Annotated in this window: 14 protein-coding genes; 8 read left to right on the top strand and 6 right to left on the bottom strand. The window is 74.2% G+C overall.

Annotation, left to right across the window (positions count from 1 at the left end; translation table 11 throughout):
- Nucleotides 1-37: 37 nt before the first annotated feature.
- The 3 genes from ASD48_RS25335 to lanKC all read right to left on the bottom strand — a co-directional run bounded on the left by ASD48_RS25335 (nucleotide 38) and on the right by lanKC (nucleotide 4,827).
- A complete protein-coding gene (locus tag ASD48_RS25335) occupies nucleotides 38-1,852 on the bottom strand; it encodes an ABC transporter ATP-binding protein (RefSeq protein WP_057604015.1) in 1,815 nt (604 codons plus the stop codon).
- Between the two features lie 118 nt (nucleotides 1,853-1,970).
- Nucleotides 1,971-2,087, bottom strand: a complete 117-nt coding sequence (locus ASD48_RS25330) for a SapB/AmfS family lanthipeptide (protein WP_020128989.1) — start codon at nucleotides 2,085-2,087, stop codon at nucleotides 1,971-1,973.
- Between the two features lie 88 nt (nucleotides 2,088-2,175).
- The gene (gene lanKC / locus ASD48_RS25325; protein ID WP_057604014.1) at nucleotides 2,176-4,827 is read right to left on the bottom strand and encodes a class III lanthionine synthetase LanKC; all 2,652 of its coding nucleotides are present in this window, start codon (nucleotides 4,825-4,827) and stop codon (nucleotides 2,176-2,178) included.
- A 211-nt stretch (nucleotides 4,828-5,038) separates the two neighbouring features.
- On the opposite strand from lanKC, the gene ASD48_RS25320 reads away from it, so the two are divergent.
- The 7 genes from ASD48_RS25320 (at nucleotide 5,039) to ASD48_RS25290 (ending at nucleotide 11,874) form a co-directional block, all read left to right on the top strand.
- Entirely contained in the window at nucleotides 5,039-7,489 is a 2,451-nt protein-coding gene (locus ASD48_RS25320; protein ID WP_057604013.1) for a SpoIIE family protein phosphatase, read from the top strand.
- Nucleotides 7,490-7,561: 72 nt separating this feature from the next.
- Nucleotides 7,562-7,900 carry a DUF6479 family protein gene (locus tag ASD48_RS25315; RefSeq protein ID WP_057604012.1) on the top strand — a complete coding sequence of 113 codons (339 nt, stop codon included), beginning with the start codon at nucleotides 7,562-7,564 and terminating at the stop codon, nucleotides 7,898-7,900.
- Complete coding sequence (locus ASD48_RS25310) at nucleotides 7,897-8,079, top strand: hypothetical protein (RefSeq protein WP_057604011.1); 183 nt, start codon at nucleotides 7,897-7,899, stop codon at nucleotides 8,077-8,079. The genes ASD48_RS25315 and ASD48_RS25310 overlap by 4 nt, the downstream gene beginning before the upstream one ends.
- A 67-nt stretch (nucleotides 8,080-8,146) precedes the next feature.
- The gene (locus ASD48_RS25305; RefSeq protein ID WP_057604010.1) at nucleotides 8,147-9,214 is read left to right on the top strand and encodes a glucose-1-phosphate thymidylyltransferase; all 1,068 of its coding nucleotides are present in this window, start codon (nucleotides 8,147-8,149) and stop codon (nucleotides 9,212-9,214) included.
- On the top strand, nucleotides 9,211-10,179 hold the full coding sequence (gene rfbB / locus ASD48_RS25300; protein WP_057604009.1) for a dTDP-glucose 4,6-dehydratase: 969 nt from the start codon (nucleotides 9,211-9,213) through the stop codon (nucleotides 10,177-10,179). Before ASD48_RS25305 ends, rfbB begins: the two co-directional genes overlap by 4 nt.
- The gene (gene rfbD / locus ASD48_RS25295) at nucleotides 10,176-11,084 is read left to right on the top strand and encodes a dTDP-4-dehydrorhamnose reductase (protein WP_057604008.1); all 909 of its coding nucleotides are present in this window, start codon (nucleotides 10,176-10,178) and stop codon (nucleotides 11,082-11,084) included. Before rfbB ends, rfbD begins: the two co-directional genes overlap by 4 nt.
- Nucleotides 11,071-11,874 carry a hypothetical protein gene (locus ASD48_RS25290; RefSeq protein WP_057604007.1) on the top strand — a complete coding sequence of 268 codons (804 nt, stop codon included), beginning with the start codon at nucleotides 11,071-11,073 and terminating at the stop codon, nucleotides 11,872-11,874. Before rfbD ends, ASD48_RS25290 begins: the two co-directional genes overlap by 14 nt.
- Here ASD48_RS25290 and rfbC read toward each other — a convergent pair.
- Together rfbC and ASD48_RS25280 are read right to left on the bottom strand one after the other, a co-directional pair.
- The gene (gene rfbC, locus ASD48_RS25285) at nucleotides 11,864-12,463 is read right to left on the bottom strand and encodes a dTDP-4-dehydrorhamnose 3,5-epimerase (protein WP_057604006.1); all 600 of its coding nucleotides are present in this window, start codon (nucleotides 12,461-12,463) and stop codon (nucleotides 11,864-11,866) included. The two genes, ASD48_RS25290 and rfbC, sit on opposite strands and share 11 nt — an antisense overlap.
- 4 nt (nucleotides 12,464-12,467) lie before the next feature.
- Nucleotides 12,468-14,399, bottom strand: coding sequence for a glycosyltransferase family A protein (locus ASD48_RS25280; RefSeq protein ID WP_057604005.1), 1,932 nt, complete (start codon nucleotides 14,397-14,399; stop codon nucleotides 12,468-12,470).
- A 134-nt stretch (nucleotides 14,400-14,533) separates the two neighbouring features.
- Here ASD48_RS25280 and ASD48_RS25275 point away from each other — a divergent pair, with 134 nt between their 5' ends.
- Nucleotides 14,534-15,037 carry a metallophosphoesterase gene (locus tag ASD48_RS25275; RefSeq protein ID WP_057604004.1) on the top strand — a complete coding sequence of 168 codons (504 nt, stop codon included), beginning with the start codon at nucleotides 14,534-14,536 and terminating at the stop codon, nucleotides 15,035-15,037.
- 194 nt (nucleotides 15,038-15,231) lie between these two features.
- Here the strand turns inward: ASD48_RS25275 and ASD48_RS25270 are convergent, their stop codons facing one another.
- Complete coding sequence (locus ASD48_RS25270; protein ID WP_057604003.1) at nucleotides 15,232-16,332, bottom strand: XdhC/CoxI family protein; 1,101 nt, start codon at nucleotides 16,330-16,332, stop codon at nucleotides 15,232-15,234.
- Nucleotides 16,333-16,504: the final 172 nt, after the last annotated feature.

Genomic DNA, 16,504 nt, shown 5'->3' with positions numbered 1-16,504 from the left:
CCCCTGGTCGTCGGCCCGTCCGCGCCGGCCACCGGGCTCACCGCCGTGCCTCCGGTCCGGACCCGGCCTCCGCCTGCGTCTCCGCCCGCGCCTCCGCCCGCGCATCCGCCCACGCGTTCGCTGCCGCACCCGCGGGCGTACCGGCGCCCGCTGCCTCCTCCGTCTCCCCGTCCGTCCCGAACACCGCCCGGTACCCCGCGGTCCGCCACAGCTGTTCATGCGTCCCCACCGCCCGCACCCGGCCCCCGTCCAGCCAGGCCACCGTGTCGGCGCGGGCGGCCGTCGAGGCCCGGTGGGCGACCACGAGGCGGGTGGCGCTCGTGGTGCTGCCGAACACGGACCGGGTGACCTGGCGTTCGGTGATCGTGTCGAGGCTGGAGAGGGCGTCGTCGAGGATGAGCAGCCGGCCGCCGTGGGCGAACGCGCGGGCCAGGCCCAGCCGTTGGGCCTCGCCGCCGGAGTGCGGGGCGTCCGCGCAGGGCGTGGCGTAGCCGTCGGGCAGGCGGCGGACGAAGTCTTCGGCGCAGGCCGTACGGGCGGCCTCCCGGACCCGGGCGGGGGAGGCGAGGCCTAGGGAGACGGTGTCCTCGATCGTCGTGCCGAGCAGGGCCGGGCGGTCGAAGGCCTGCGCGATCGCGGCCCGCAGTTCGGCCCGGGGGAGGGCGGGCAGCGGCACGCCGTCCAGCAGGACCTCGCCGCCGTCCGGGTCGGCGAGCCGGCCCGCCAGCGCGGCCAGGAGGGACTTGCCGGTGCCCGAGCGGCCCACCAGGGCCAGGGTCGTCCCGCCCGGTACCACCAGGTCGACGCCGTCCAGCACCGTGCGGTCACCGCGGCGGGCGGTCACGCCGCGCAGTTCGAGCCTGCCGGGGCCCTCGCGCGGCAGGCGGCGGTCGCCGTAGGGGGGAGCCGGTTCGGTCAGGACCTCGCCGAGGCGGGCGGCGGCCGTGCGGGACCTGACCAGGCCGGAGAGCTGTCCTACCAGCACCCCCACGCCGGTGGCGAGCACCGCGTAGCGCGACGCGGCGAGGACGTCGCCCGCCGAGAGCCGGTGCCGCGTGAGCAGCAGGCCCGCGACGGCGACGACCGCGAGGTGCAGCAGGGGCGCCACCGCGGTCGCCTGTGCGGCGGCCCGGCCCTGCACCTGCCACATGCGCCGACCCGCCCGGGACAGTTCGGGCAGCGGCCGCAGGATCCGTGCGGTGTCCCGGTCCGCCGTGCCCGCCGCGCGGATCGTGCGGGCCCCGGCGACCGCCTCCGTGAGCGCGTCCGCGATGCGCCCCTGCGCCCGCTGGTAGTCGGCCACGCACGCCGAGGTGCCCCGGGCGAGGGACCGCAGCAAAAGGGTCAGGACCGGCGCACCGGTCAGGAAGACGACCGCGAGCCACGGGTCGATGAGGGCCAGCGCCGCCACGGCGCCCACCGGGCCGGCCGGCGCGGCCAGCAGAGCGGCGCGGGCGCCGGGCGCCGTACCGGCTTGGGCGGCGCTGCCGACGACCCGCGCGACGAGGTCCCCGGCGCCGAAACGGGCCGTGGCGCGGGGTCCCACGGCCAGCACATGGCCGGTGACCCGGCGGCGCAGGAAGGCGGTGGTCCGGGCGTCGAGTGTGCCGGTCAGGACGGTCTCGCACGCGTCGAGCAGGGTGAGCAGGAGGGCGAGGGCCGCGCAGGACAGCACCCAGCGGGTCGCGGGGGAGTGGGTCAGCAGCAGGTCCAGGGCCCGGCCGAGGGCCGCGGGCAGCAGCAGCTGGGCTGCGGTCGCCGTCACGTTCACCAGACCCAGGGCCACGCAGCGGGCTCCGCTGTGCCGGGTGGCCGCACGGAGCAGCTCACCGGTCGTCCGGTCCATCGCCATCCTGCTCCCGCGCTTCCTCGGAGGTGTCGGAGGTGTCCGGGCGGGCCGGCCCCGGGCGGCCCCCTCCCTGGGGAGAGGACCGCCCGGAGCGTTCAGCGTGTCGTGCGTGTCCCTCGGATCAGAGACAGAGCAGAACGCTGGCCGCGCTGATGCAGGACAGCAGGCTCACGGTGCTGTTGCCGCCGCCGCTGGTGTGCTCGTCGGATTCCATCGTCTGAAGGTCGAGCAGGGCCATGGTGTGTCCTCTCATCGGTTCATCGGTGGGATGTCACGTCCCGTGGGGACGGGTTGCGTCACGACTGCGCCGGTGGCGCGGAGCCGCGTCATGAGGGCCGCCGGTGCGGCGGCGGGAGGAACGGCAGGTGCGCGGTGGCGCCCGAGCCGTCCGGGTCGAGGGCGGCGGCGAGGGCGAGCAGACAGCCCGCCGTTCCGGTGCCGAGGTCCATGGAGAGCCGCATCATCTGGTGCCCGGGGAAGGCGAGCTGGCCCTGGTAGGGCATCGCGAACCAGCCCAGCGCGGCGATCTGCTCGTCGAGCCGGCTCCGGGTCGCTCCGGGCGTACCGGTGCGGGCGAGGTGCAGGATCATCCCGGCGCGGCCCTGGAAGAGGCCGGGCTGCGCGTAGAAGCGTGAGGTGGCCGCGGTGAGGATGCCGGCGCGGGCGCGGTCGAACTCGCCCGTGGCGTCCTCGGCGTGGGCCGCGTACTCGTCGAGCACGGCCCCGACCCCCACGCTCCCGTCCCCGAGATACGGCAGGGTCCGCCACCCCTCGTCGACCTCCAGCGCGCCGCCCTCGCGTTCGCTGCATGCCGCCAGGTCCCGGCGCAGGGCGACGCCGGCCGCCTCCAGCAACCGGCGCTCGCCGGTCTGTTCGTACTGCCTGAGCAGGAACAGCGCGGGTCCGCTCGCGCCCCGCAGCAGCCCGGCCCGGCGCCGCCGGGGTGTGTCAGGCACCGGTTCGGCGAGTCGTCGTACGACGATGTCGGCGGCCTCGGCGGCCCGCTCGCGCAAGCCCGGCTCACCCGTCCGGCGCGCCAGGTCGCCGAGGACGAGTCCCAGTCCGGCCAGCCCGCCCTGCAGGTCCGAGGAGAGGTTCTGCCACCGCTCGCGCAGGATGCCGTCGACCAGGTCGAGTGCCCGCTGCCGGTGACCCAGCAGGTCCAGTACGTGGGCGACGCCCGCGAGGCCGTCGTACAGACCGAGCGGGGTGCCCGTCGGGGCCGGGGCGGTGTGGTCGAGGAGCCAGCGCTCGCCGTCGTCGTGGCGTTCGGCGCCGGTCACCGACAGCGCGTACAGCACGCCGGCCGCGCCGTGCGCCAGCCCGAGACCGCCGCCGTCGGAGAACTGGGCGACGTCCCCGGGGAAGAGCCGGTCGTCGCGTTCCGGAGTCGCCGACGCGAGGATCGCCTTGACCATCGAGTCACGGCTGTGCGGCCAGTCACGGGGCTCCACCCGGAAGGCCGGCGCCGACGGCACCCGGGCGGCGATCCGCGCCGGCGCCTGCGATCCGCCGCCTTCCGGGGCGGGCCCGGCCGGGCGGACGGCGCGGGTGATCTCCGCGACCGCCTCGTCCAGGAACTCCCCGGGTACGTCCGGGAACTGCTCGGCGATCACCTCCGCCAGATGGGCCGCCTTGCCCCGGTCCACCACGAACAGCGTGGTGACGGGCAGGAACAGGGCCAGCCGCAGGCAGGCCAGCGCGTACCGGTCGACGTCGGCGCCCCGGCGGTCGGGCGGTGCGAAGAAGCCGGGGTGGGCCACGACCTGGCGGCCGTTCTCCCCGGTGGGGGCCGCGGCCTCGAAGTCGATCAGGAACACCGACTCCTCGTCCGGCGCGACCATGATGTTGAAGACGTGCAGGTCGTTGAAGACGATCCCGCGCGCGTGCACCTTGCGCACCGCCCGTTCCACCGCCTCGTGGATCCGTACCGCCCACGCCGTGTACGCGGCGACGGCCCGGGGATCGGGGTCGGGGGAGAGCAGCGGGTGCCGCTCCGCGAAGAAGGAGTTGAGCGGACGCCCCTCGACGAGGTCCATGACCAGGAAGCGGTGGTCGCCGAGGGTGAACCAGTCCCGCACCTCGGGCACCACGCCGGTTCCGGCCACCGCCTCCAGCGCCCGCTTCTCCCGCTCCAGCCGGGTGATCGCGTCGGCCCCGTCCGAGGCCAGCCCCGCGTGCGGCCGGCCCTCCTTGAGGACCACCTTGCGCCCGTTCCGGGTGTCGGTGCCGGCGTAGACCCCGCCGCCGTTGGAGAAGTGCAGCGCCTTCTCGATGCGGTAGGGCAGTTCGCCCACCGTCGTGGTGTTGCGGGCCGCCAGGTGCGGCTCCAGGAACGGGGGCAGGGTCACCCACTCCGGCACCTGGAAGGAGGGCGCCCGCCGGTCCGGGACCAGGGTTCCCGCGCCGTCGCGCACCGCCGGTACCAGCGAGCCCCGGTCGTCGACGACGTAACTGCGGGCGAACGCCCCGTAGCGGACGTAGAGCGGGCCGTCGGACCAGCGCAGGTCGGTCAGGATGTACGGGCCCTCGAAGCCCTCCAGCAGCGCGCCCAGCTCGCGCAGCACCGTGTGCAGCTGCTCGTCGTCGGACGGGTAGACGGTGACGAACTTGCCGCTGGTGTCGCGGCCCGCGTACTTGGTGTTGCGCAGATGCAGCAGGTGCGGGCCCGGCACGAACTTGAACGGGACGCGGCGCGGGACGCAGTAGTCCCACACGATCGCCGCGATGCGCTCCGCGTTCGTCCGGGTGGCGGAGGCGTGGATCTTCCAGCCCTGGGCGGGGCCCGGCGCGGGGGAGCCGTCCGCGTCGAGCGGCGTCAGGGTCAGCCAGTCGCCGGTCCGCGCCGAGGTCCAGCCCTCGGGGACCGGGCGGCGCGCCGTGTCGAACAGCGGGGCGGGACCGTCGCCGGTCAGCCGGTCGGGCGTCTCGTAGAAGTGCGCGTCCGCCAGCGCGTACACCTCGTACCGCTTGTCCATGCGTCCCCTTCCGTGGCCCGTTCCGTGGCCCGCCAAGAGACTCGCAAGAGGAGGAGGGCCGTGGACAGTCACGCCTGTCACGACATCCGTGTGCGGAACGCATGCGTAAAGACATGTTCGGTCCGTTTCGAGCGCGGACCGGCCGTCCGTACCCCTGAACGCCTCCGTGAAACGGTCGCAGGGGCTGCGCGGGGGCACCTTTGGCGCTGTAATGGCGGACGTGGTCGACGAGGGTGCCGCGGAGCGCAGAACGGGACCCGTGCGTGCCGAAATCGCCCTCAAGACGATCGCAGCCGATCCCGCCACACCCGAACGGGTGAGGCGCACGCTCGAACAGGCCCTTGTCTTCGCGGGCGCGGTCCTCGCCGCGGTCTACGCACCCGGCGGGGACGGCGCCCTGCTCCGGCTGGTCGAGTCGGCCGGTGTGCCGAGGACCCTTTACGGGCTGCGGGAGAGCTACCCGCTCGACGGCCACTCACCGGCCGCCGACGTCCACCGGGCCGGACGGCCGGTGTGGCTGGGCCCCGCGGAGCTCGCGGACCGCGCGGAGGCGCGGCGGATGCCCGTCAACGACGTCCACCTGGCCGTCCTGCCCGTGCCCGGCCGTCCGGGCGGCTGTCTGCTCGCGGTGAGCGAGCGCCCCGGCGGCTTCGGCGCCGACGAGCGGGCCTGCCTGGAGCTCGTCGCCGATGCCGTCGCCCTCCCCGCCCCCGCCCTCCCCGCCGAGGAGGGGGAACTGCTCCCGAACGCCTTCAGCCTGGCCATGGACACCGGCAGGGTCGAGGCCGGCGACGCGCTCCTGGAACTGTTCGGGCTGAGCCGGGACCGGTTCGACGGCCGGGTGGAGACGCTCCTCGGGCTCACCGTCCCCGAGGACCTGCCCTCGCTGATGTCCGTCGTCGAGGCCGGCCACATGTCGATCGGCGAGCGCGAGCTGGAGTTCCGCGTGCTGCAGCCCGCCGGGCCGCCGAGGTGGCTCAGGCTGCGCGGCCGGCTGCTGCCCGGCGACGGCAGGCCGGCCCGGCTCGTCGGCACCGTCACGGACGCCTCCACCCTGCGCGGCGAGGTCACCGACGTCGCCCGCGTCCAGCGGCTGGCCGCCGCGCTCGCCACCGCGGGCACCGTCAGCGATGTCGGCCGGGCCGTCGTCGCCGCGCTGCGCAAGCCGCTGCGGGCCGACCGGATCGCGCTCGCCGAACTGGAGAACGACCGGCTCGTGGTCACCGTCCTCGACCCGCCCGAGCCCGAGTCCTGGCCCGACCTGTGGCAGCTGGAGTGGCGGGCCGAGTGGCCCGACGCGCCCGTGCGCGCCATGCCCACCCTCGCCGCCGCCCTGCGCGAGGGCCGCGCCCGGATCTGGCCCGCCGGCACGGCCCTGGAACCGGCCCTCGCCGAGGTCGGCCCCGGCGGCCTCGCCGTGCTGCCGCTGTCCGCCGGGGGACGCATGGCCGGGGTCTGCCTGATCGGCTGGGACGAGCCGCACGACTTCGGCCCCGACGAACGCGCCCTGCTCACCGCCTCCGCCGGCCTCGCCGGCCAGGCCCTGACGCGCGCCCGTGCCTTCGACGCCGAGCACGAACTCGTCGGCATGCTCCAGCGCCAACTGCTCCCGCGCCGCCTGCCGGAACTCCCCGGCGCCGTCGCCGTCGCCCGCTACCTGCCGGCCACCGCGGGCCTCGAGGTGGGCGGCGACTGGTACGACGTGATCCCGCTGTCCGACCACCACGTCGCCCTGGTCATCGGTGACGTCCAGGGACACAGCGCGGGCGCCGCCACCCTCATGGGCCAGATGCGCACGGCACTGCGCGCCTACGCCGCCGAGGGCCACCCGCCGGACGTCGTGGTCTCCCACTCCAACCGGCTCCTGATGGAGCTGGAGACCGACCTCTTCGTCACCTGCTGCTATGTCGACGTCGACATGGAGGAGGGCACCGCCTGGTGCGTACGGGCCGGGCACCCGCCACCCGTCCTGCGCTACCCGGACGGCTCGACCGAGATCGCCGAGACGGACGGCGGCCCGCCGCTCGGCGTGGTGACGCGGGCCGACTTCCCGATGACCCCGCTGCGCCTGCTGCCCGGCACCGTCATCGCCCTGACCACGGACGGACTCGTGGAGTCCGCCGACCTGGACATCGACACCGGCCTGGACCGTCTCGCCCACGAACTGGCCGTGTCCGACCCCGCCCACCTGGGCCCGGTCGCCGACGCGCTGCTCGGCAACGCCCACCGCGGCGACGACGTCGCCCTGCTCCTCATGCGCTACGACGGCATGGCCGTCAAACCCCTGCGCGAGGGCTGGACGGTGTGGCGGGTGCCCGAGGCGGCCCGGCAGGCCCGCCGCTTCACCCGGCGCACCCTGCGCACCTGGGGTGTGCCCGCCGAGGCCATGGACACCGCCCTGCTCGTCGTCTCCGAACTGGTGACCAACGCCCTGGTGCACACCGACGGCCGGGTCCGCCTCGACCTCGTCCTGATCGGCCACCGGCTGCGCGTCGCCGTCACCGACGCCTCGCCGCGTACCCCCGTCAAGCCGACCGCTCTGGGCTGGGAGGCGACCGGCGGCCGGGGCATCCTCCTCGTCGAGGCCGTGTCCGACGCCTGGGGGACGGTACCGGTCAGCGGCGGCAAGCAGGTGTGGAGCGAAGTGGCGCTCGACCACTGAGCGACCGGCGCTCGCCCACCGAGCCGCCGCGCCGCCACGTGTCCCGGAGCACGATGGGGGTACCCGCCGCCCATGGACACCTTCGCCTCCGCCTTCCTCGCGGCATCCGGAAAGTCCGTGCTGGCCACCGTCGTCTTCGTCGTCGTCGGGATCGTTCTCGTCGGCGGTCTGATCTGGGCCTTCCGGCTCGGCATCAAGGTCCGGGCCCGTGAGCCCGCGCCCCCGAAGCCGCACGAACAGCCCCGCAGGCCCGGCTCCGGCCCGGCCCACGAGACGCGCCGGGCCCGCGAGCCCAACGAGATGCCGCGCGCGGCGGACGAGAGTGAACGCCTCACCCCGCACGAGCTGCGGCCCACCGGCAGCCGGGACAGCACCGACCAGCAGCGGCCCCGTTGGGACGAACAGTCGTGACGGCGCACATCCGGAACGATCCGGCGACCCGCCGGGCCGAGAGCGGCTGGGCCAGGGCCCGTCGGCTGCGCCGCGCCGGGGCCGCGCCGCGCACCTGCCTGGCGGCCGTCGCGGCCCCCGGGGCGGCCGCCGGGATGCAGTCCGGCCCGGAATGGAACATTGTCAGGGGTGAGGACTGACCGGCAGACGGTCGGTGTGAGCGAATGAATCGGTTGCCGCCGGGCGGCCGGGGCTGGAGTTGAGGCAATGAAGGCTCTCGTGCTGTCCGGGGGCGCCGGGACACGCCTTCGGCCGATCACCCACACCTCTGCCAAACAGCTCGTACCGGTCGCCAACAAGGCCGTGCTCTTCTACGGCCTGGAGTCCATCGCCGCCGCCGGCGTCACCGAGGTGGGTGTGATCGTCGGTGACACCGCGCCGGAGATCCGGGAGGCCGTCGGCGACGGCTCCCGGTTCGGCCTCGACATCACCTACATCCCGCAGGACAGGCCCCTCGGCCTCGCCCACGCGGTGATCGTCGCCCGGGACTTCCTCGGCGAGGACGACTTCGTGATGTACCTCGGCGACAACTTCATCGTCGGTGGCATCACCGACTTGGTCGACGAGTTCCGCAGGACCCGGCCCGACGCCCAGATCCTGCTGACCCGGGTCCCCGACCCCCGCGCCTTCGGCGTCGCCGAACTCGACCCCGCGGGACAGGTCGTCGGCCTCGAGGAGAAGCCCGCGCACCCCAAGAGCGACCTCGCCCTGGTCGGCGTCTACCTCTTCACCTCCGCGATCCACGACGCCGTACGCGCCATCGGGCCGTCCCGGCGCGGCGAGCTGGAGATCACCGACGCCGTGCAGCGGCTCATCGACACCGGCGCCCGGGTGCACTCCACGATCATCAAGGGCTACTGGAAGGACACCGGGAACGTCGTCGACATGCTGGAGGTCAACCGGACCGTGCTGGAGGGCGTCGAGCGCCGCATCGACGGCGAGGTCGACGAGGCCTCCGAGACGGTCGGCCGGGTCGTCGTGGAGGCCGGCGCCCGAGTGGTGAACTCACGCCTGGTCGGGCCCGTCGTCCTCGGCGCGGGCAGCGAGGTCCGCGACTCCTTCATCGGCCCCTTCACCTCCGTCGGCGAGAACTGCCGGATCACCGACAGCGAGCTGGAGTTCTCCATCGTGCTGCGCGACTCCTCCATCGCCGGGGTGGGCCGTATCGAGAACTCCCTGATCGGCCGGCATGTCGAGGTCACCCCGGCGCCCGGCGTGTCCAGCGCCCACCGGCTGGTACTCGGCGACCACAGCAAGGTACAGATCCACACATGAACCTCCTCGTCACCGGGGCCGCCGGATTCATCGGTTCCACGTACGTGCGCGGCCTGCTGGCCCGCGACCCCGGCGTGCGCGTCACGGTCCTGGACAAGCTCACCTACGCCGGCAGCGTCACGAACCTGCCGACCGGACATCCCCGGCTGGAATTCGAGCACGGCGACATCTGCGACGCCGACCTCGTCGACAAGCTGACGGCCGCCGCCGACCAGGTCGTCCACTTCGCCGCCGAGTCCCACGTCGACCGGTCCATCGACGGCGCGGGCACCTTCGTCCGCACCAACGTCCTCGGTACCCAGACGCTGCTGGACGCCGCCCTGCGGCACGGCGTCGGCCCTTTCGTGCACGTCTCCACCGACGAGGTGTACGGCTCCATCGAGACCGGCGCCTGGACCGAGGACGAGCCGCTGCGCCCCAACTCCCCGTACGCCGCCTCGAAGGCCTCCTCCGACCTGATCGCCCTCGCCTATCACCGCACCCACGGCCTGGACGTCCGCGTCACCCGCTGCTCCAACAACTACGGCCCGCACCAGTTCCCCGAGAAGCTGATCCCGCTCTTCGTCACGAACCTCCTGGACGGCGAGCAGGTCCCCCTCTACGGCGACGGACGCAACGTCCGCGACTGGCTGCACGTCGAGGACCACTGCGAGGCCGTGGACCTCGTCCGTACCGGGGGGCGCCCCGGCGAGGTCCACAACATCGGCGGCGGCACCCAGCTGAGCAACCGCGAGCTGACCGGTCTGCTCCTCGACGCCTGCGGGGCCGGCTGGGACCGGGTCCGGCACGTCGAGGACCGCAAGGGGCACGACCTGCGCTACTGCGTCGACTGGACGAAGGCCCGCACCGAGCTCGGCTACCGGCCGCGCCACGACTTCGCCACCGGGCTCGCCGAGACCGTCGCCTGGTACCGGGACCACCGGGACTGGTGGGAGCCCCTGAAACGAAAAGCGCGGACGCCATGAGATGGCTGGTCACCGGGGCGGGCGGCATGCTCGGCCAGGACACGGTGGAGGAACTGGCCCGGCGCGGCGAGGACGTGACCGGCCTCGACCACACCGGGCTGGACATCACCCGGCCCGGATCCGTCGCCCGGGCGTTCGCCGCGCACCGGCCCGACGTGGTGGTCAACTGCGCCGCCTACACGGCCGTCGACGACGCCGAGACCGACGAGGCCCGCGCGCTGCTCGTCAACGGCGAGGGACCCCGGCTGCTGGCCGCCGCCTGCGCCGCGCACGGGGCCCGCCTGGTCCATGTCTCCACCGACTACGTCTTCGACGGCGCGGCCCGCGCCCCCTACCCGGAGGACGGTCCGCCGGCCCCCCGCACCGCCTACGGCCGCACCAAACTGGCCGGCGAGCGGGCCGTGCGCGCCGTGCTCCCCGACGCCGGCGTGATCGTGCGCACCGCCTGGCTCTACGGCGTCCACGGCCGCAGCTTCGTGCGCACCATGCTGGAACTTCAGGCCCGCCGCGACACCGTCGACGTCGTCGACGACCAGCGCGGCCAGCCCACCTGGAGCGCGGACGTCGCCGCCCGCATCGCCGACCTGGGCCCGAAGGCCGGCCGCGGCGCGACGGGCGTCTTCCACGCCACCGCGGCCGGCGAGGCCACCTGGTACGACCTGGCCCGCGAGGTGTTCCGCTCGGTCGGCGCCGAGCCGGACCGGGTGCGCCCCACCACCGGCGACGCCTTTCCCCGGCCCGCGCCCCGGCCGGCCTACAGCGTCCTGGCCCACGGCCGGTGGCGGGAGGTGGGTCTGGCGCCGCCACGGCACTGGCGCGCCGCCCTGGGGGAGGCCCTTCCCCTGATCCGCAAGGCGTCCTTCGACACGGTGTCCCTCAAGGAGTCCCTTCGTGAAACGCCATGAGTTCCTGCGGGAACTGCACAAGGCCACCGCCAACCGCAACTACCTGGAGATCGGCGTCAACGACGGCCGCAGCCTGCGGCTGTCCCGGGTGCCCAGCATCGCGGTCGACCCCGCGTTCAAGGTGACCTCGGAGATCCGCTGCGACGTCCACCTGGTGAAGGCCACCAGCGACGACTTCTTCGCGCGCCGCAACCCGCTCGCCCACCTCAAGGGCGGCCGCCACCCGCTGCGCAACCTCGCCCGGGGACGCCGGCCCCTCGGCCACTGGCACCGCACCACCCTCGACCTGTCCTTCATCGACGGCATGCACCTGTTCGAGTACGCGCTGCGCGACTTCATCAACGTCGAGCGGCACTCCGACTGGTCGAGCGTGATCGTCCTCGACGACATGCTGCCCCGCGGTGTCGACGAGGCCGCCCGCGACCGGCACACCACGGCCTGGACCGGTGACGTCTACAAGCTCATCGAGATCCTGTCCCGCTACCGCCCCGACCTGGTGGCCGTCCCCGTCGACACCCAGCCCACCGGACAGCTCGTCGTCTTCGGCGCCGATCCCCGCAATCCGGTGCTGCGCGAGAAGTACCACGAGATCATCGCCGAGTTCGACGTCCCCGACCCGCAGAAGGTCCCCGAGGCGGTCCTGGAACGGGTGCGCGCGGTGCGGCCCGAGACCCTGCTGCGGGCGGGCTTCTGGAAGCCCCTGGTCCGGGCCCGCAACCGTGGTCTCGACCGCTCCCGGGGCTGGGAACCGCTGCGCGGAGCCCTGGAGCGGGTGACCGTCAGCCGCTGACCCTCAGTTCCCGGTAGCGGGCCAGGCAGGAGGCGTACGACGGCAGCAGCCCCGACGCCTCCGCCCGGGCCAGTGACGGCGCCTGCGCGTCCTTCGGAGACAGCACCGGCTCCACGCCCCGCGGCCAGTCGATGCCCAGGGCCGGGTCGAGCGGGTGCACCCCGTGCTCGTGCTCGGGCGCGTACCCGGTCGAGCAGAGGTAGACCACGGTGGCGTCGTCGGTCAGGGCCAGGAAGGCGTGGCCGAGGCCCTCGGCGAGGAACACCGCGTGCCGGGTGTCGTCGTCCAGCCGGACCGCCTCCCACCGCCCGAAGCGGGGGGAGCCGACCCGCAGGTCGACCACCACGTCGAGCACCGCCCCGCGGACGCAGGTGACGTACTTGGCCTGTCCGGGCGGCACGTCCGAGAAGTGCACCCCGCGCAGCACGCCCCGGCGGGAGACGGAGCAGTTGGCCTGGGCGATCCCCAGGTCGTAGCCGGTGGCCTCCCGGAACTCCGGCGTCCGGTACCACTCGTGGAAGCTGCCCCGCCCGTCCGGGAAGACCTTGGGTTCCAGCACCCAGGCGCCCTCGATGTCCAGTGGCCGCATGTCGTCATTTCCTCCGGGGCGTGATGCTCTGGAGTGCCCGGTACAGCGCCCGGCGCACTCTGCGGGCCAGTCGTCGGGCACCGGCGGGCTGAGGGGCCGGCACCACGAGGACACCGTCCGACGCGACGTGCAGGGCGAAGGGCAGCGGGTGGAATCGCGCCCCCTCCGTGTCCGGGGTGAGGCAGACCGTCGTCAGCCAGGTCCCGCCCAGCAGATCACCGACCGGCAGGACGGCAGCCAGCCGGCCGCCCGGCGAGAGCGTCCCGAACACCTCGTGGGAGCCGCCGGACTTCGCCCCCGTCAGCCGCAGCAGCACGGCGACGGCCTCGGGCACGTGCAGCGGCAGGACCACATGGAGGCGGTCCTCGGCGACGGCGACGTCGTCGGCCGCCACGCGGCCCAGGCCCAGCCGCCGGCCCGCGTGCCCGACGTCCAGCGCCAGGCTCGCGTACCGGTCGGTCCAGTACGGCAGCACCACGCGCCCCGCCACCACCCCGGCGGGCGGGACGGGGCGGCCGTGGCGGGGCGCCGGACCCAGCCGCAGCTCCTTCGTCCAGCCGCCCAGGCCGACGCGCACGAACACGTCCCACAGCCCCTCGCCCGCCGGCCCGCCGCTCAGCGCGGTGGCGGGAGCGATGGTGGCGGTCGCCCGCAGGACGAGCCGCACCCGGCTGCCGTCGCCGGCCGGGACGGTCTCCCGGACCACGTCCACCGGCTGGAAGTACTGCGCCGAGCTGGCCCGCTCCCGCAGCAGCAGGTCGGGCGCGGCCCGGTCGAACCGGCGCACGATGTCCGTGCCCAGCCACCGGACCGCCTCGGCCACGTCGTGCGGCGGCCACTGCGGGGAACCCCCGGCGGACGGGAAGGTCATCGGCCCGCCGTCGTGCGTCAGCTCGGCGGCGAAGGCGATCCGCAGCACGTCGCCCTGCCAGGTGACGTCCTCCGGGTCGACGGCGAGGCCGACACCCGCCTCCCACTCCGCGAAGGCGACGACGTCGTCGTAGCGTCCGTCGGCGGCCAGCGCGGCGACGACCCGCTGGGCGGGCTGGAGCGGTGCCGCCACACCCGGCCCGAACCGCTCGACCACGACCGAGTGGATCTCCTCGAACAGCTCCCTGCGGTAGTCCTCGGGCAGGCCGAGGAAGCGCGTGCCGCGCAGCCGCTCCACCATCTCCACGCGCAGCCACCGCCGGAACAGCTTGTCGCGCAGCGGACCCGGCTCGGTGTACCGCTCGACGACGTCCAGGGCCTCCCGGAGGTTCTTGAAGTACCCCACCGGGTCGAACCGCTGGAAGCCCGCGTTCGCGGCGTCGTCGCGCCTGACGTGGTAGTAGCAGACGTAGTCGCTGAGCACCGAGACGTTGTCCGCGCGCAGATACGCCTCGGTGACGAAGACATGGTCCTCCAGGCGCCGCCGCCCCTCGGGAAAGCGCAGGCCGGTGCGGTCCAGGAACGCCCGGCGGACCATCTTGTGCGGGGTGAGGCTGTCGATCAGCGGCGCGTTCTCGACGGTGGCGTGCGGGCGGTTGACGCGGAACAGCTCCACCGGCACCCCGCGTCCCTTGCCGGCCATCTTGCCGACGACGACGTCGGCGTCGTTCGCGACCCCGTAGGCGTACATCCGCTCCAGGGCCTCGTCGCCGAGGTGGTCGTCGTTGTCGACGAACATCACGTACTCGCCCCGGGAGACGTCGATGCCGACGTTGCGGGGTTTGCCCGCCCAGCCGGAGTTCTCCTGGTGGACGACCCGGATCCGGGAGTCCTCGGCGGCGGCCGCGTCGAGGAGCGCGGGGGTGGAGTCGGTGGAGCCGTCGTCGACGAAGATCACCTCGTACTCGTCCGGCGGGAGCGACTGCCTCAGCAGCGAGGCGAGACAGTCCTCGATGTAAGGACCGGGGTTGTAGACGGGGACGATGACGCTGACCTTGACCGGCATCGGGCTCCTGGCCCCCTTGCTGGATCGCTCTGCCGTGCGCGGGACGGAGGGTGCGCGTGGCCCGATGCTAACCCCGCCAACGACGCCCCACCTGTCCGGATTGGTCCGAGTCGGGGATTTTGTAGTCTGGCGCCGTGCGCCTGCTGATGATGTCCGACACCCACCTCCCCAAGCGCGCCAAGGCGCTGCCCGCCGCGCTGCTCGACGAGCTCCCGCACGCGGACGTGGTGATCCACGCCGGGGACTGGGTCGACGCGGACACCCTCGACCTGCTGGAGCGCCGCAGCCGCCGGGTGATCGGCGTGTACGGCAACAACGACGGGCCCGACCTGCGCGCCCGGCTGCCCGAGGTCGCCTTCGCCGAACTGGGCGGACTGAGCTTCGGGGTCGTCCACGAGACGGGTCCCGCCCAGGGCCGGGAGGCCCGCTGCGCCGCCCGCTTCCCCGGCCTCGACGTGCTGGTCTTCGGGCACAGCCACATCCCCTGGGACACCACCGCCCCCGGCGGGCCGCGCCTGCTCAACCCGGGATCGCCGACCGACCGGCGGCGTCAGCCGCACTGCACCTACCTGACCGCCACCGCGGCCGACGGCAGGCTCACGGACCTCGTCCTGCACCGGCTGCCACCGCGCCGGTGACAGAGAACCGGGCCGCGCCCGGCCGAGAGGGTCGGGGGCGGCCCGGAACTTGCGAGTGTGCGTTGCTTCAACGGACCTCCTTCCTTCGCTTGACGAAGGACAGAGGACATGCATGCCTGTCCGTTAAGGGCGCGTACCCCGTTCGTGCGCGATTCACACATCCTCGCGAAAAACCTGGAAAGCGGCCGGCCGCCTCACTTCGCGCGGTGGATCGCCCCGGCCGTCGCGGTCAGCGGAGCCCCGCTGCCGCCCCAGCGCAGCGCGACGATCTCGGCGGCCACCGACACCGCGACCTCCTCGGGTGTCCGGGCCCCCAGGTCCAGCCCGACCGGTGAGCGCAGCCGGGCCAGCTCGGCGCCGGTGAGGCCGGCCGCGACGAGCCGTGCCCGGCGTTCGTCGTGGGTACGGCGGCTGCCCATCGCCCCGATGTACGCGGCCGGCCGGCGCAGTGCCACCTCCAGCAGCGGCACGTCGAACTTCGGGTCGTGGGTCAGCACGCAGATGGCCGTGCGGCCGTCGGTGTCCGCGTCGCGCAGATAGCGGTGCGGCCATTCCACGACCACCTCGACGCCCGGCGGGAAACGCTTCGGGGTGGCGAAGACCGGCCGGGCGTCGCACACCGTGACCCGGTAGCCCAGGAAGTCGCCGATCCGGGCCACGGCGGCCGCGTAGTCGATCGCGCCGAACACCAGCATGCGCGGCGGCGGTGCGAAGGAGTGCAGGAACACCGCGACGGCGTCCTCCCGCCGCTGGCCGCGCGGCCCGTAGTGGCGGACGCCGGTGACGCCGAGGGCGAGCTCGCCGCGCGCGTCGGCCGTGACGGCCGCGTCCAGGCCCTCCGTGCCCAGCGTGCCGCAGGTCCGGTCCGGCCAGACGGCGAGGGCGGCCCCGCGCGGCGCGGGGCCGTCGGTCACCGTGGCCACCGTCACCGGCTCGCCCGCGGCGACCGACTCCGCGACGGAGCCGAACGAAGGGTCGAGGCCCGGCGTGACGGGACGGACGAGCAGCGTGATCTCACCGCCGCAGGTCAGCCCCACGGCGAAGGCGTCCTCGTCGCTGTAGCCGAAGGTCTCCAGACGGGCCGCCCCGTCGGCCACGACCTCCCGGGCCAGCTCGAACACCGCGCCCTCCACGCAGCCCCCGGACACGCTGCCCACGACCTCGTCGTCCGGCCCCACCGCCATCGCCGCGCCGGGATCGCGCGGCGCGCTGCGGCTGACGGCGACCACGGTGGCGAGCCCGAACGGCGCACCGGCCGCGTACCACCCGTTCAGCACCGGGAGAATCTCGCGCACGATCGGTTTCCTTCCGGCCGCGACGGCCGATTCGGCCGTTTCCCCTGAACGGTAATCCGCCGTCGTGTCGCCCGCCGGTCCGCACCGCGCGGGACACCAGGTGAAGCGGCGGAGCCGGTTGCCAACTGGGTTGACAGGGAATGAACTTACTCGCGGGTCAGAAGGTATTGAC

Source organism: Streptomyces sp. Root1310, assembly GCF_001426425.1.
Taxonomy (GTDB): Bacteria; Actinomycetota; Actinomycetes; order Streptomycetales; family Streptomycetaceae; genus Streptomyces.
The sequence above is the reverse complement of the archived record's forward strand: the minus strand, read 5'-3'. Positions and strand labels throughout refer to the sequence as shown.